Source organism: Synechococcus sp. CS-1326, from assembly GCF_025128115.1.
GTDB lineage: Bacteria > Cyanobacteriota > Cyanobacteriia > PCC-6307 > Cyanobiaceae > Regnicoccus.
Genome location: NZ_JAHLYV010000023.1, coordinates 1 through 14,835 on the forward strand (window position 1 = coordinate 1; position 14,835 = coordinate 14,835).

10 protein-coding genes are annotated in these 14,835 nt (G+C 63.5%); 3 read left to right on the forward strand and 7 right to left on the reverse strand.

From position 1 onward, the window contains the following. Positions 1-703: 703 nt before the first annotated feature. From KQ307_RS08655 to KQ307_RS08680, 6 genes are all read right to left on the reverse strand, one after another. The gene (locus tag KQ307_RS08655) at positions 704-5,584 is read right to left on the reverse strand and encodes a calcium-binding protein (RefSeq protein WP_259727701.1); all 4,881 of its coding nucleotides are present in this window, start codon (positions 5,582-5,584) and stop codon (positions 704-706) included. A 339-nt stretch (positions 5,585-5,923) separates the two neighbouring features. Further along, complete coding sequence (locus tag KQ307_RS08660) at positions 5,924-6,673, reverse strand: sterol desaturase family protein (RefSeq protein WP_259727702.1); 750 nt, start codon at positions 6,671-6,673, stop codon at positions 5,924-5,926. Positions 6,674-6,827: 154 nt separating this feature from the next. Beyond that, positions 6,828-8,057, reverse strand: coding sequence for a glycosyltransferase family 4 protein (locus tag KQ307_RS08665; RefSeq protein ID WP_259727703.1), 1,230 nt, complete (start codon positions 8,055-8,057; stop codon positions 6,828-6,830). A gap of 79 nt (positions 8,058-8,136) precedes the next feature. After that, complete coding sequence (dnaB, locus tag KQ307_RS08670; protein WP_259701837.1) at positions 8,137-9,579, reverse strand: replicative DNA helicase; 1,443 nt, start codon at positions 9,577-9,579, stop codon at positions 8,137-8,139. A gap of 100 nt (positions 9,580-9,679) precedes the next feature. Further along, positions 9,680-10,138 carry a 50S ribosomal protein L9 gene (rplI, locus tag KQ307_RS08675; RefSeq protein WP_259701838.1) on the reverse strand — a complete coding sequence of 153 codons (459 nt, stop codon included), beginning with the start codon at positions 10,136-10,138 and terminating at the stop codon, positions 9,680-9,682. Positions 10,139-10,203: 65 nt separating this feature from the next. After that, positions 10,204-10,995, reverse strand: coding sequence for a fatty acid desaturase (locus KQ307_RS08680; RefSeq protein ID WP_259727739.1), 792 nt, complete (start codon positions 10,993-10,995; stop codon positions 10,204-10,206). 145 nt (positions 10,996-11,140) lie between these two features. Here KQ307_RS08680 and KQ307_RS08685 point away from each other — a divergent pair, with 145 nt between their 5' ends. Next, positions 11,141-11,908, forward strand: coding sequence for a hypothetical protein (locus KQ307_RS08685; protein ID WP_259727704.1), 768 nt, complete (start codon positions 11,141-11,143; stop codon positions 11,906-11,908). Here the strand turns inward: KQ307_RS08685 and KQ307_RS08690 are convergent. After that, on the reverse strand, positions 11,872-12,870 hold the full coding sequence (locus KQ307_RS08690; RefSeq protein ID WP_399234705.1) for an acyl-CoA desaturase: 999 nt from the start codon (positions 12,868-12,870) through the stop codon (positions 11,872-11,874). The two genes, KQ307_RS08685 and KQ307_RS08690, sit on opposite strands and share 37 nt — an antisense overlap. Before the next feature lie 200 nt (positions 12,871-13,070). Between KQ307_RS08690 and KQ307_RS08695 the strand changes: the two genes are divergently transcribed. Further along, positions 13,071-14,363, forward strand: coding sequence for a methionine gamma-lyase family protein (locus KQ307_RS08695; protein ID WP_259727705.1), 1,293 nt, complete (start codon positions 13,071-13,073; stop codon positions 14,361-14,363). Between the two features lie 66 nt (positions 14,364-14,429). Beyond that, positions 14,430-14,819: a glycine cleavage system protein GcvH gene (gene gcvH, locus KQ307_RS08700; protein ID WP_259727706.1), complete on the forward strand. Its 390-nt coding sequence runs from the start codon at positions 14,430-14,432 to the stop codon at positions 14,817-14,819. Positions 14,820-14,835: the final 16 nt, after the last annotated feature.

A 14,835-nucleotide genomic window follows, 5' to 3' on the forward strand; every position in this document is an offset into this window, starting at 1 on the left:
CGCCGGCCTCCTGATCATTCGACAGGGAGATAAACGACTCGACTTAAAGTAATTGATGCCAGTCGTCAGGAGCATCTGCACGTGCAGAGGATTTCCTTGCGGCTTCTCAATATTGCCTCAAAAGTGGCAATATTTCGAGGTTCCCTGAAATGTCCAGCAATGCAGACCGCTCTGGTGCTGATTGATCGGATCAACAACATCGCCAAACCCGCCGTAAAGATCACCACCTCAACATTCCGAGGTGACGCGACGTTGGTAGCTGGAGACCGCCAACAGGGGACTGAGATCGGCCTCCGCCTTCAACGTTTGTGCACAGAGTGGTGAAGCATCGACTGAGCCCTTTCCAAGCCAACGTCCTTGCTGGGGTGCTGCGGGGGGCACCACCACCTAAGCCACCACCTAGGCCACGATCATCGCTACACGATCATTCAGCCTGAGGATGTCTGTGCGGCGGAGCCCCTCCAGAAACGCAGCAGATGAATCGGGCAGCCTTCCCGCCTGGCCACCGGACGACGGGTTGGGATGGGCTGAACTGCATCCTGATGACCTGGAGGCCAAACTTACTTGGTGCTGAAGGAGCTGGTCTCGTTGGAACGAGCTTTAGATGGGATCCAGCATTCCCCTGGGTTTTCGGATGAAAGGGGAGGTGGCGAAATGGTGGAACATGGCAGGCACCAAGCTAGGAGAGACCTGCGGCGAAGGTTCAGGAGGCCATGATCTGGATGTTTGTGGCGGTAAGTGCTGGCAGCCCTGCCAGTTGTGCGAACGACACAGCTCCCCCAAGGCCACTGCCATCAGCATCAAAGCTGAGGATGCCAGTGGCGCCGTCGTAGACAAATACTGCCGAATCGGGCAGTGGCTGGGCAGCAAGGCGGAAGTTTGCCGCGCCTAACGGCAGGGCACCAAAGCCAGCGCTGTCCACCTGGATCTGTTCGGACGCGGCGGTGAAGTCGGTGATCAGATCAAGTCCCTGGTTCGAGGCGAAGTACTTGAACTGATCCACCCCACTGCCGCCGGTCAGGGTGTCGGCGCCACTGCCACCAACCAGAAGATCATTGTTGCCCCCGCCATCAAGTGTGTCAGCGCCGAGACCACCCAGCAGGGTGTCGTTGCCGTTACCCCCCAGAATCGAATCATTGCTGCGTCCGCCATCGAGGGTGTTGGCAGTGGTGGATCCGGTGATCACGTCACGGCCCTGGGATCCCTGTACGGCCTCGATTCCAATCAGCCTGTCCTGGTCACCAACACCGAAATCGGTGAGCCCTGTGGCCAGATTGATTGACCCTCCCACAGCCGAATAGCTGTAGTCCGCCACATCCCCGAGCCCGAGCCCGCCATTGAGCGTGTCCGCTCCGAGACCACCCAGCAAGGTATCGATGCCATCGTCGCCGAAAAGAGAATCGTTACCTGCCAGGCCACTGAGTTGGTTGGCTGTGGCAGTGCCGGAAATCGTGTCGTTACCGGCACCACCCACGGCATTCTCGAAGTTGAGGACGGTGGTGTTTCCGATGCCCGTGATCACCGCCACGGTGGTGAGCAGGTTGATGGCTCCTCCATTGGCACCACCCAGGAAACTGAAGTCAACGGTGTCGATGTCGAGGCCCCCATCGAGGCTGTTGACTTCGTTGCCACCGAGCAAGGTGTCATTGCCGCCAAGACCAAGCAGGGTGTCAGTGCCACCACGTCCATCAAGGAAGTTGGCGTCGGCGGAACCCGTGATCGAGTCGTTGCCGTTGCTTCCGATCACATTCTCAATCGATGTGAACGATTCATTGACTCCGCCGATCGAGCTGGTGCCCGTGGGAAGAGCGATGGCTCCACCGGTGGACGAGAAGCTGTAATCGATCAGATCCGAGCCAACGCCGCCATCAAAGCTGTCAATGCCTTCCCCACCGATGAGGGTGTCGTTGCCATCCCCCCCGATCAGGGTGTCGTTGCCACCGGAGCCCCGCAGATTGTCAGCAACGGCACTGCCGATGATCGAATCATCACCGCCCTGGCCATCGATGAAGTCAAGACCCGTCACCGTGATGCCGGTGAAGTTGAGGTTGTCGTTGGTGGTGGAGCCGAAGCTGGAGCCGCCGTAGATCTCCTGGCCGTTGGCCAGCACTTGTTCGATCCCGTTGCCAGCCAGGCTGAAGCTGCTGCCGATGAACCACCAGGCGCCGCTCACGATCGACACCGTGTCGGTGTTAGCACCGCCATTGAGGTTGTAGGCCTGGTCGTTCCACACCTGGATCAGGTCGTTGCCGACATCGCCGAGGATGGTGTCGGCTCCGAAGGCGAACAGGGTGTCGTTGCCGATGCCGCCATTCAGGAAATCGTTGCCGCTGGCGTTGGAGGTGTCGCTGTCCAGGATGTCGTCACCACTGGCGCCAATCAGCGTGTCGTTACCACTGTCTCCGTAGAGGGAATCGTTGAGCAGGCTGCCCAGAATCGAATCGTTGTCGTTGCCACCGAAGATCCTTGAAGCAGCCGCCAATCCCCGGATCGTGTCGTTGCCGCCTTGGCCTGCGATGAAGTCGAGACCTGTCACCGTGATGCCGGTGAAGTTGAGGTTGTCGTTGGTGGTGGCCCCAGAGGTCGCCCCGCCGTAGATCTCCTGGCCATTGGCGAAGATGGCCTCGATCCCGTTGCTCGCCAAGCTGAAGCTGGTTCCGATCAACCACGAAGTATTTGCGATCGATACCGTGTCGATGTCGGTACCACCCTGAATGTTGTAAGACTGGTCTGACCAGACCCGAATCAGATCATTGCCGGCATCGCCGCGAATCGTGTCGCCTTGGAAGGCAAACAGCGTGTCGTTGCCATTGCCGCCGATCAGGGAATCGTTGCCAGTGCAGCTGGCCTGGGTGTCGAGGATGTCGTCGCCATCTCCACCGATCAGGATGTCGTTGCCATTGTCACCGGTGAGGGTGTCGTTGAGCAGGCCGCCAAGGATCGAATCGTTGTCGTTGCCCCCACGAATCTGTGAGGCCCCCACCAGTCCCCGAATCGTGTCATTGCCGCCCTGGCCGTCGATAAAGTCAAGGCCCGTCACAGTGATGCCAGTGAAGTTGAGGTTGTCGTTGGCGAGGCTGCCATAGATTTCCTGACCATTGGCCTGGATGGCTTCGATCCCATTGCCAGCCAGGCTGAAGCTGCTGCCGATGAACCACCAGGCACCGCTGACGATCGACACCGTGTCGATGTCGGCACCTCCCTGAATGTTGTAGGCCTGATCATTCCAGACCTGGATCAGATCATTGCCCGCGTCACCACGGATCGTGTCGCCACCGAGGGCGAACAGCGTGTCGTTGCCGTTGCCGCCGATCAGGGAATCGTTGCCGCTGGAGTTGGAGCTGTCACTATCCAGGATGTCGTTGCCGTCACCACCGATTAGGATGTCATTGCCAGCATCTCCACGGATGGTGTCGTTGAGCAGGCCGCCAAGGATCGAATCGTTGTCGTTGCCCCCACGAATCTGTGAGGCCCCCACCAGTCCCCGAATCGTGTCATTGCCGCCCTGGCCGTCGATAAAGTCAAGGCCCGTCACCGTGATACCGGTGAAGTTGAGGTTGTCGTTGGTGGTGGCTCCAAATCCCGAGCCGCCGTAGATTTCCTGGCCGTTGGCCAAGATGGTTTCGATTTCGTTGCCCGCCAGACTGAAACTGCTGCCGATGAACCACCAGGCACCGCTCACGATCGACACCGTGTCGGTGTTAGTACCGCCATTGAGGGTATAGGCCTGATCATTCCAAACCTGGATCAGGTCGTTGCCGGCATCGCCAAGGATGGTGTCGGCTCCGAAGGCGAACAGGGTGTCGTTGCCGATGCCGCCATTCAGGAAATCGTTCCCAGTCGCTGCTGAGGTGTTCAGGTCAAGAATGTCGTTGCCCGAGCCTCCGATGATGGTGTCATTGCCTCCATCGCCATTGAGGGTGTCGTTGCCATTGCCACCAACGAGTGAGTCGTTATCGGCGCCACCGCGCAATTGATCGGCAATGGTGGATCCGGTGAGGCTGTCATTACCCCCTTGGCCATCAATGAAGGCCACGTTCTTGAGGGTGATCCCGGAAAGGTTGAGGCTGTCGTTGCTGATGGCACCTGACCCAACTCCACCATAAAGGCCAAAGGTGTTGCCCTCCACGATCTGAATGCGATTGGCTGAAAGACTGAAGCTTGTTCCCAGGAACCAGGCATTCGAGGCCAGCGAAACCGTGTTGGTTCCCGTACCCCCCTGAATTCCATAGAATTGATCACTCCATACCTGGATCAGGTCATTGTCAGCACCACCGTCGATGGTGTCGGCTCCGAAGGCGAACAGCGTGTCATTGCCGTTGCCCCCCATCAGGGAATCGTTGCCGGTGGCATCGGTGGTGTCGAGCCGGTCGTTGCCATCCCCCCCCAGTACCGTGTCATTGCCAGCGTTGCCGCTGATCGAGTCGTTGCCGAAGCCCCCGATCAATAAGTCGTTATCGGCTCCGCCGCGGATGAAATCGTCTCCTACGGATCCGGTGATCGTGTCGTTGCCGCCCTGGCCGTCGGTGAAGGTCACCCCGGTGAGGGTGATTCCCGTGTAGTTGATCTCATCGGCGGTGATGGCACCAAAGCTGCTGCCGGAGTAGATCCCGAAGTTGTTGCCCTGGATGATCTCAATGCCGTTGCTCACCTGGCTGAAGGTCGTTCCTGTCAACCAAAAACTGGATTGGATGGAGAGCGTGTCGATGCCGGTCCCTCCTTGGAGGGAATAGGACTGGTCACTCCAGACTTGGAGAACATCGTTATCGGCACCCCCATCAAGAGTGTCGGCTCCAAAGGCGAACAGCGTGTCATTACCGATGCCGCCGATCAGCGAATCATTGCCCTGACTGGTCGCAGAAACGTCCAGGATGTCGTCACCGTCGCTGCCGATCAGCGTGTCGTCCTCAAAATTTCCATGGAGGGTGTCGTTGCCGAGACCACCCGAGAGTGAATCATTACCGGAACCCCCGCGGATGAAGTCGGATCCGCTGGAGCCTTCCACGGTGTCATTACCGGTCTGGGCATCGATCACGCTGACGTTGCTCAGTGTGATGCCGCTGAAGCTGATGGCGTCGTTGCTGTTGGCGCCAAAGCTGCTCCCCCCATAGATCGCGAGGCCATTGCCCTGAACGATCTCGATGCCATTGTCAGCCAGATTGAAGCTGCTGCCGATCAGCCAGTAACTGCTGGTGATCGAGACCGTGTCGGTGCCGGAGCCGCCTTGCAGGTTGTAGGACTGATCGCTCCAAACCCTGATCAGGTCATCATTGGCACCACCATCGATGGTGTCTGCGCCGATGGCGAAGAGGGTATCATTGCCGGCGCCACCAACCAGATAATCGTTTCCTGCGGCCGTGGAGGTGTTGGTGTCGATCAGGTCGTTGCCATCACCACCCAGCACGGTGTCGTTGTCTCCATCCCCATTGAGGGTGTCGTTGCCACCACCGCCATCAATCAGATCGTTGCCTGCGGCGCCTGAGATCAGGTCAGCCAGGTCGGAGGGGATGCCGCCGACGATGCCATTGGTGATGTCATCGGGAGTGATGACATCGGCATTGACGGTTCCGTTGATGAAGGCCATGGTTGCAATCTCAGGCTGCTGGGAAAAAGAGTAAAATAGGTAAAGTTGCTATCGGTAGACAATCAAACGGAGCGGCTATTTAGCCTGGCAGACGAAGCCAGATCGGATTAAAATGGCTTCATCAACCTTCATGGTAATACAGCTGCATCGGCCACCATACTTTATCTAGCATGGTTTTTTGTGCACCGTCTCATCCGGGGGAATGGATTCAAGGCATGGCTTTCTTGACATTCACTCACGAAATCATTCGAAATCAATTCTTTGACGTGCCTTCCGGCCAAGGAGGGCCAGGCCGCAGGGTTGTTGCACCGTCGCCATCCGCTCCTCAGGCTGGGCCAGTCAGGGAATAACAGACTTGGCATAGGACGGATCCTGGGTGCCGCAGACCAGATCCCAGAAAGTGAAATAGAGCCCGAAATGAATGACGTGGCGGCGGTGATGCAGGGAATGGTGGGCAGGCCCGATGAACCAGCGTGCGAGCCAGTGGTGGGGGAAGCCCATGGGAAGCCTGTCAAGGCCCAGGTGGTTGACCACCGCCCACACGGTCATGGTGCAGAGCACCGCGACCAGGGTGACGGTATGCAGGGGGACCACGAACACCACTGCCACCAGGAAAAGTGCTTGCACCACGGCTTCGATCGGATCAAAAGCGAAGGAGGTCCATGGGGTGGGCTGGCGAGAGCGGTGGTGGCCTTCATGCAGCCAGCGGAACACTGCGGGGTGATGGAAGAGACGGTGGCTGGCGTAGAAGAAGCCGTCCTGAAGAATCAGCACGGCCGCGTAGCTGAGTCCCAGGTACCACCAGCCGTGCTGGTCGGGCCGCTCGTAGAGGCGGGTGAGCCCCAGGCCGCGTAATGAGAGCACGCCGGCAGTGGCCAGAGCGAACACCCCCGCCGAGATTACCGACAGCTGGATGTCGTCCCTGATGGCCCGGTTCGAGATCGGCGCGAGCGCTGGAGTGGCGGCGCAGCCGGCGGGCTGGTGCCTGGCATAGAGCAGCCAGTAAGAAGCTCCGGCCACCAGGAAATAGCGTCCGAGGATGATTCCGAAAAAAACCAGGACCCAGGTCCAGAAGGGAAGCTCGTCCATGGATGTTAGGGCTGATGGGGTGGTCTGTTCTTCGCCGCCCTTTCCCGGACCGCCCTGATCAACACCGCCATCAGCTGAATCCCAATCCTAGGGTCCCAGGCAGGAAAATCTGCAGAGCAGCGACATGGCGCCCTCAGCCTGCCGGCGCAGCTGCTCAGCTCGCGCCTGAGCGCAGCAGTTCCAGGCCCCGGGGCAGGCAGTGACGCTGCAGATCGAAGCGCTCCAGCACCGTGGCGCGGGCCTGGCGGCGCAGGCTCTCCGCCTCGGCGGGCGCCTTGAGAGCGAGGAGCACCTGAGACACCAGCTGGTCGGGATCGAAGAAATCCACCAGCCAGCCGTTCGCTCCGTGCTCCACCACCTCCAGCACCGGTGCCACGGCGGAGGCCACCACCAGGCAGCCGGCGGCCATCGCCTCAAGCAGCGACCACGACAGCACGAACGGGTAGGTGAAATACACGTGCACCGCCGAAACCTGCAGCACCTGCAGATAGGTGGTGTAGGGCACGCGGCCGAGGAAGTGGAGGCGGCTCCAGTCGAGCTGCCCATCGAGTTCGGCGCTCAGGGCCTGCCGATAGGTCTGGCCGTCGGCACGCACCCGGCCATAGCTCACCTCATCGCCTCCCACCACCACGATCTGGGCGTTGGGGCGGCCGGCCTGGATTGCCGGCAGGGCACGCATGAACCGGTGGAAGCCGCGGTAGGGCTCCAGGTTGCGCGACACATAGGTGACCACCGGATCGCCGGGGGCCAGCTCCAGCTCGCCGATGCGCAGGCGGGCCGCAGGATCGGGCCGCACGCGATCAGTGTCAACGCCCTCGTGTAGCACCTCAATCCGGGGCTGCAGGATGGCCGGATAGAGGCTGCGCTGCCAGAGGGTGGGGCTGAGACCCAGATCGGCCGCTTCGATCGCCGAGAGATGGCTGAAGTTGCGCGCGCGGATGCGGCCGATGTCGTCGGCTCGGGCGGGAAACTCGGGATCGAAGCCCACATCCGCGCCCTCCGCCCGGTAGAAAAACTCGCAGTACGACACCAGGCGCGCCGCCGGAAACACGTCACGCAGAAACAGGGTTTCTCCCCAGCCGGGATGGCCCACGATCAGGTCGGGGCAGAAGCCACCCGCCGCCAACTGCCGGGCGATCTTCGATACCACCTGGCCGCGGATCACGGCCGCCTCCACATCCTTGAGCCAGGGGTTGGTGGTGCTCACCCGCTGGCCTTCAAGGCTGTAGCCCAGCCGCCGAATCGCCGGATGGCACGGCCCCTGGCGTTTCAAGTTGGCGGCTTCGCCGATCGCCACCAGCTGATAGGCCGGATCGGCCGCCAGGGCGGCGGCGAGATGGCGGAACTGGCCGGGGAAATTCTGGTGAACGAACAGGACGCGCATCAACCGGAGGGCCCAGACCGCCGGAGGGGCCGGGGATCGCGAAGACCTCTCACTCTGGGCCAGTGTCCGGCGAAGTGGCTCAGCCGCCGGATGGGCTCGCCAGATTGCGGAAGCGGGTGAACTGGGGCTCGAACAGCAGCTTCACCGTGCCCACCGGGCCGTTGCGGTGCTTGGTGACGATCACTTCGGTGATGCCCCGGTCGGCCGTTTCCGGGTTGTAGTACTCGTCGCGGTAGATCATCAGCACCAGGTCGGCGTCCTGCTCGATCGAGCCCGATTCCCGCAGATCGCTGAGCATCGGCCGCTTGTTGGTGCGGCTCTCCACGCCGCGGCTGAGCTGGGAAAGGGCGATTACCGGCACGTTGAGTTCACGGGCCATCCCCTTGAGGCCGCGGGTGATGCGGGAGAGCTCCTGCACCCGGTTGTCGGGGGTGGTGCCCTCCATCAGCTGCAGATAATCAATCACGATCAGGCCCAGCTCCTTGCCCTGCTCGGCCATCAGCCGGCGGCAGAGCGAGCGCATCTCCAGCACGCCGGCATTGGGCTTGTCGTCGATGAACAGGGGCAGCTGGCCGAGGGTGTTGATGCCCTGGCCGAGCAGCGGCCATTCCTCCTGCTGCAGCCGGCCGGTGCGCAGCCGGCCGCTTTCGATCCCAACCTCCATCGACAGCAGCCGGTAGGTGAGCTGCGCCTTGCTCATCTCCAGGGAGAACACGCACACCGGCAACTGGTGGAGCTGGGCCACGTTCTTGGCGATGTTGAGCACGATCGAGGTTTTGCCCATCGCCGGCCGGCCCGCCACGATGATCAGGTCGCTGCGCTGCAGCCCCTGGGTGATCGCGTCGAGGTCGTAGAAGTTCACCGGGATGCCGGCCACCGAGGTGCCTAGAGACCGGCTCTCGATCTCGTTGAAGGTGCTGGTGAGGATCTCGGCGGTGGGGGTGAGCCCCACCGAGGGCTTCTCCTGGCTGATCGCGAAGATCTGCTGCTCCGCCTCATCGAGCACCTGATCCATCGGCTTGGCCTGATCGAAGCCGAGCCGGATCACCTCGTTGCCTGAGCGGATCAGCTGACGCCGCAGGTATTTGTCCATCACCAGGCGGGCCACCTGGTCGATCGAGGCGGTGCTGAGCGTGCGCTCGACCAGCTCCACCAGCCGGTTGCTGCCGCCCACCTTCTCCAGCTGGCCCGTGTCGGCCAGCCAGGCGGCCATGGCGGTGAGATCGGTGGGCTTGCCCTGGCTGTGCAGCATCAGGGCGGTGCGGTAGATCTCCCGGTGGGCGCTCAGGTAGAAGGCTTCCGGCCGCAGCAGATCGGCAATGCGGCCGAGGGCGTCGGGATCGAGCAGGATGCCGCCCAGCACGGCCTCCTCCGCCTCCAGGTTCTGGGGCGGCACCTGATCAGGCAGGGCCTCGAAGTGGGCCTCGGCCTGGTCGCGCCCCCGCCGCCGGTTGACGGGAGCCAGGGCGGGGCCAGGTTCCGAGCCGGCGCCATCTGGGGTTGGCAGGGGGAGGCTCACCATGGCGTCAGGCTAGGTCCACCGATCCAGCGGGCATGTGGTGATCCATGCCAAAGCCGGGATCAGGCGAGGATGGAGCGAACCGATCGGCCAGGCAGCTTCTTCAGTGGCTGGCCACTTCCAGGTTGATCTCGGCCACCACCTCGGGATGAAGCTTCACCTGCACTTTGTACGTGCCGGTGCGATGGATTTCGGGCACCAGGATGTCGCGGCGGTCGAGTTCCTTCTTGGTGGCCGCTTCGATCGCTTCGGCCACATCGCCGTTGGTGACGGTTCCGAACAGCACGTCGTCGCCGCCGGTCTGCTTCTTGACGGTGAAGCGGCCGATCGTGACCAGGGCCGTGCGGAAGGCTTCCGCCTCCGCCTTGAGGGCGGCCTGCTTCTCGGCCTCCTTGGCCTGACGGTGCTCCACCTGCCGCAGCACCGCCGGGGTCACCGGCACGGCCTTGCCCTGGGGCAGCAGGAAGTTGCGGGCATAACCCGGTGCCACCTCCACCAGTTCACCGTTCTTGCCGAGGCTGACAACGTCCTCGCTGAGGACGACGGAGACGCGTTTGGCCATGGGAGATGCGGAACGGTGAGAGGGGAACAGGCTCAAGCGAGCGGAGCCTGTGACGATCGATCAGCCTAGGCCACGGGTTGTTGACTCCCCGGCAAGCGCACGGCGGTGGCCAGGCCCAGGCCCTTCAGCAGCCGGATGTGCTGCCAGGTGAGATCGATCTGGCCGGGCTCAAGCCCATGGCGGGCCGAATGGGGGAAGGCGTGGTGGTTGTTGTGCCAGCCCTCGCCGAAGGTGAGGGCCGCCACCCAGGGGTTGTTGCGGGAGCAGTCGCCGCTGTCATGGCTGACCTGGCCCCAGCGGTGGGTGGCGCTGTTCACCAGCCAGGTGCACTGGTAGACCACCACCAGGCGCAGGGGGATGCCCCACAGCACCAGGGCCCAGCCCCCGGCGCCGGTGACCGTGCCGATCCCGAACAGCAGAACAGCCAGGGGGAGTTGCAGCAGCAGAAAGTTTCTGTTCAACCAGCGGTAATAGGGGTCGCGATACAGATCACCGGTGAGCCGGGGCACCGCCGCCATGGCGGGGATCTCGTGGAGCATCCAGCCCATGTGGCTCCACCAGAAGCCGCGGTGGCTGTTGTGGTGATCAACATCCGTATCGGAGAATTTGTGGTGATGGCGGTGCAGTCCGACCCAGTCGATCGGTCCGTGCTGGCAGCTGAGGGCGCCACAGGTGGCGAAGACACGCTCCAGCCAATGGGGCACCCGGAAGGAGCGATGGCTCAGCAGGCGGTGGTAGCCGATCGTGACGCCCAGGCAGGCGGTGACCCAGTAGAGCACCAGGAAACTGGCGGCGGCTGGAAGGCTCCAGAACTGGGGCAGCAGGGCGATCAGCGCCAGGGCGTGGAGGACCACCATGTAGATCGCCACATCCCGGCCGCTGCCGGACGCCGCAACCAGGGGCAGGGGCGGTGGCGCCAGCCTGGGGCGAAGGGGGGTGAGCGTCATGGGGACAGGTTCCGGAACAGTCATTTAGAATGGTATCAGTAAGAATCCGTATCGCGTGGGATATCAGGAAGAAATCGCATCGGGCCGTGAAGCGTTCGGGCACCTGATCAAGGTCTGGCACGAGCGCAACGGCTGGTCCCACCGCATTCTCCCCGGTCTGGCAACTGTGCTCGATTTTGGCCGCATCCATAACTCACAGGTGTCGATGCTGCGCAACCGCAAGCTCGCCGCTCCCGGCCCGGAGGTGTTCCTCGCCCTTGGGCGCATCAACCAGTGGCTGGCCGATCCCGACCCCACTCGCCTGGCTTCGCTTGCCGCGCAACCGGAGCTGGCGGCCGCCCTGCAGGCGGGTGATCTGCCCCTGCTCGGCAACGACGGCATCCCGCTCGGCCCTGGACCGCTGCTGGAGATCTTCGTGGGGATGCGGCCGCCCCCGGCCGCCTTCGACCTTCGCATCGGTGAGGCGGAAGCGGCTTCCCTGAGTTCTGCCCTGGCGGAGTTGCTCAGCGCTGGACGGACCTGGCGCGGCTGTCGGGAACAGATCCTGGCGGCCTATCCGGTCGAGAAAGCCCAGCGGCGGGAGCGGTTTGCCGCCGTGATGGCGGGCCAGCGTGACTACAGCTCCAGTGAACTCGATGGGGAACTGCTGGATCTGCATCGCACCGTGGTGGCTCTAGGGGTGGCCAGTGAGCCGGAACTCAGTGCTGATCAGTTCCTTGAAGCGCTGCGCAGAAAAGCCCGCCTGCAACAGCAGACGGGCAACCTCGAACTGGCGGCGGCGATCCGTCAGGAACTGGCGGCGGCGGAAACGGCAGGTTCGTAACGGGCCACCCGCACGCGACGGGCCAGGCCGAGCCACTGCAGCAGTCGGATGTGCTGCCAGGTGATGTCGAATTCGAACCAGCGCAGGCCATGGCGGGCGCTGGAGGGGTGGGCGTGGTGGTTGTTGTGCCAGCCCTCGCCGAACGAGAGGATCGCCACCCACCAGCAGTTGCGCGACAGATCGGGGCTGTCGAAGTTGCGGTAGCCGAAGGCGTGGGTGGCGCTGTTCACCAGCCAGGTGACGTGATAGACGACCACCAGGCGAAGGGGGATGGCCCAGAGCACGAGGCCGAGGCCACCACCAGGCACGCCACTGTGTTGCCCGTACCACCAGAGCGCGGCGCCGAGGGGGAGTTGCAGCAGCAGGAACCAGCGATCCAGCCAGCGGTAGAAGGAATCCCGCTGCAGGTCGCCGGTGAAGCGCTCCACCTGCTGCACCGCCGGGATGTCGTGCAGCATCCAATCGCTGTGGCTCCACCAGAGGCCGCGGCCGGCGTCGTGGTGGTCATTGGGCTGGTCGGAATACTTGTGATGGTGGCGGTGCAGACCCACCCACTCGATCGGGCCGCTCTGGCAGGCGAGGCTTCCCATCAGCACCAGGGTGCGCTCCAGCCATTTCGGTGCCACGAAACTGCGGTGGGCCAGCAGGCGGTGCAGACCGAGCGTGACGCCGAGAACGGTCATCCAGTAGAGAACGGCCATCACGACCAGCGCCTGCCAGCTCCAGAAGCGGGGGAGCAGAGCCGCCACGGCGCCCACATGCATCACCAGCATGAATCCGGTGGTGCCGAACTTGTATGGCCGCTGCTTCGGCGGCAGCGGAGCGCGACGGGAGCGGACGGCGGAGCGGATGGCCTCCTCCAGGTGGTCGGAAGCGTGCACACCCTGGCTGTGAAGCCTGGGGAGGGAAGGGGAGTTTCCCGGCTGCAAAGGGGCCTTGGCGGTGTCTGAGGCGGCGACCAAATCAACTCTCGCGATGGTGGGCAGGCTGGAAGTCACCCCCTCGCCACCAGCAGGCCTGGCCCGCCGCATGGAGCCCCATGGGGGCGGAGCTGATCACCGGAACCTGGGGAATCGGCGGGGTGTCGCCGATCGAACGGTTTGAAATCTAGCGGTGAGGGCGGGGGGGCAGGCACGATGGCCAGAAGGGGTTGTGATCGGCCATGTCAGGGCAGGACAGCAATGGGTTGCAGGGCCCTGGCGCCGCCTGGGCGGCTGAGCGGGTGGCCGCCGCCGGCGAACGGATCGGGCCGATGGCGGCCCGCCACACCGCAGCGGTGAGGGGAGGGCTCGCCAGGGTCCTGGAGGCGTTCAGCGCCGAGCGGCTGGGCCCCCATCATTTCGCTTCGGTGAGCGGCTACGGCCACGGCGATCTGGGTCGCGCCGTGCTGGATCGGGTCTACGCCCGGGTGCTCGGGGCCGAGGCCGCAGCTGTGCGGCTGCAGTTCGTCAGTGGAACCCACGCCATCGCCGCCGCCCTGTTCGGGGTGCTGCGTCCCGGTGATCGTTTGCTGGCCCTCACCGGTCGTCCCTACGACACCCTGGAGGAGGTGATCGGCCTGCGCGGCAGTGGCCAGGGCTCCCTGGCCGAGTTCGGCATCCGCTACGCCGAATTGCCCCTCGATCCGGCCGGACGGGTGGACAGCGACGGCCTGGCCGATGCCCTCTCGCCTCCGACCCGGATGGTGCTGATTCAGCGCAGTTGTGGCTACAGCTGGCGCCCCTCGCTGCCGGTGGCGGCGATCGGTGCGTTGATCGAGCGGGTCAAGCGGCTGCAACCTGACTGCGTCTGTTTCGTTGACAACTGCTACGGGGAGTTCGTTGAGGCCTCCGAGCCGCCGGCGGTGGGAGCCGATCTGATCGCCGGTTCCCTGATCAAGAACCCCGGTGGCACGATCGCCCCCACCGGCGGCTATCTGGCCGGCCGCGCTGATCTGGTGGAGCAGGCCTGTTGTCGTCTGACCGCACCGGGGATCGGCAGCGAGGGCGGCACCGGCTTCGATCTGTACCGCCTTTTGTTCCAGGGCCTGTTCCTGGCTCCCCAGATGGTGGCGGAGGCCCTGATCAGCGCCGAGCTGGTGGCAGCGGTGTTCGACGGGCTGGGTTATGGGGTGCTGCCGTTGCCGGGAGGGGAGCGCAGCGACGTGATCCAGGCGGTGCGATTCGGCTCGGCAGCACCGCTGCAGACGGTCTGCCGAGCCTTCCAGGCCTGCTCGCCGGTGGGCGCCTACCTCGATCCTGTCCCCGCTCCGATGCCTGGCTACGGCAGTGCCCTGGTGATGGCCGGCGGCACCTTCATCGACGGCAGCACCAGCGAGTTCTCCGCTGATGGCCCCCTGCGGCCGCCTTACGTGCTGTTCAGCCAGGGCGGCACGCACCATTGCCATGCCGAACTGGCGCTGGAGCAGGCCCTGATCGGCCTGGAGGCGGCCGGACAGTTGCTGGATCAGCCATAAATCTGATCGGCCCATCCAGGACCCTGGGTTCTCAGTCAGAGTGGGGGCTCCACGCTTCAGCCATCGATGGCGCTCAGCTACCCCGACGACTGCCGCTATGCCGACAGCCATGAATACGCCCGCCTGGAAGGCGATCTGGTGCGGGTGGGGATCAGCGCCTTCGCTGTGCAGCAGATGGGAGACATCGTCTTCGTGGAGCTGCCGGAGGTGGGTGCCAGCCTGGAGCGAGGCGCCAGCTTCGGCTCGGTCGAGTCGGTCAAGGCGGTCGAAGATGTGTACGCGCCGATCAGCGGCACGGTGGAGGTGCGCAATGAGGCGGTGCTCTCCAGCCCGGAGGACATCCAGAGCGATCCCTTCGGTGAGGGCTGGCTGCTGCTGATCCGTCCGAACACAGCCGCCGAGCTCGATGACCTGCTGGATGCCGCCAGCTACCGCTCCAAGGTGGAAGGGAGCTGACCGTCTGACTGGTGAT

Bases quoted from the DNA above. Each gene is read 5' to 3' on its own strand.
- KQ307_RS08660 (WP_259727702.1), bottom strand. From the start codon at position 6,673: ATGGACGAGCTTCCCTTCTGGACCTGGGTCCTGGTTTTTTTCGGAATC.
- KQ307_RS08665 (WP_259727703.1), bottom strand. From the start codon at position 8,057: ATGCGCGTCCTGTTCGTTCACCAGAATTTCCCCGGCCAGTTCCGCCAT.
- gcvH (WP_259727706.1), top strand. From the start codon at position 14,430: ATGGCGCTCAGCTACCCCGACGACTGCCGCTATGCCGACAGCCATGAA.
- KQ307_RS08680 (WP_259727739.1), bottom strand. From the start codon at position 10,995: ATGGTGGTCCTCCACGCCCTGGCGCTGATCGCCCTGCTGCCCCAGTTC.
- KQ307_RS08695 (WP_259727705.1), top strand. From the start codon at position 13,071: ATGTCAGGGCAGGACAGCAATGGGTTGCAGGGCCCTGGCGCCGCCTGG.
- KQ307_RS08655 (WP_259727701.1), bottom strand. From the start codon at position 5,584: ATGGCCTTCATCAACGGAACCGTCAATGCCGATGTCATCACTCCCGAT.
- dnaB (WP_259701837.1), bottom strand. From the start codon at position 9,579: ATGGTGAGCCTCCCCCTGCCAACCCCAGATGGCGCCGGCTCGGAACCT.
- rplI (WP_259701838.1), bottom strand. From the start codon at position 10,138: ATGGCCAAACGCGTCTCCGTCGTCCTCAGCGAGGACGTTGTCAGCCTC.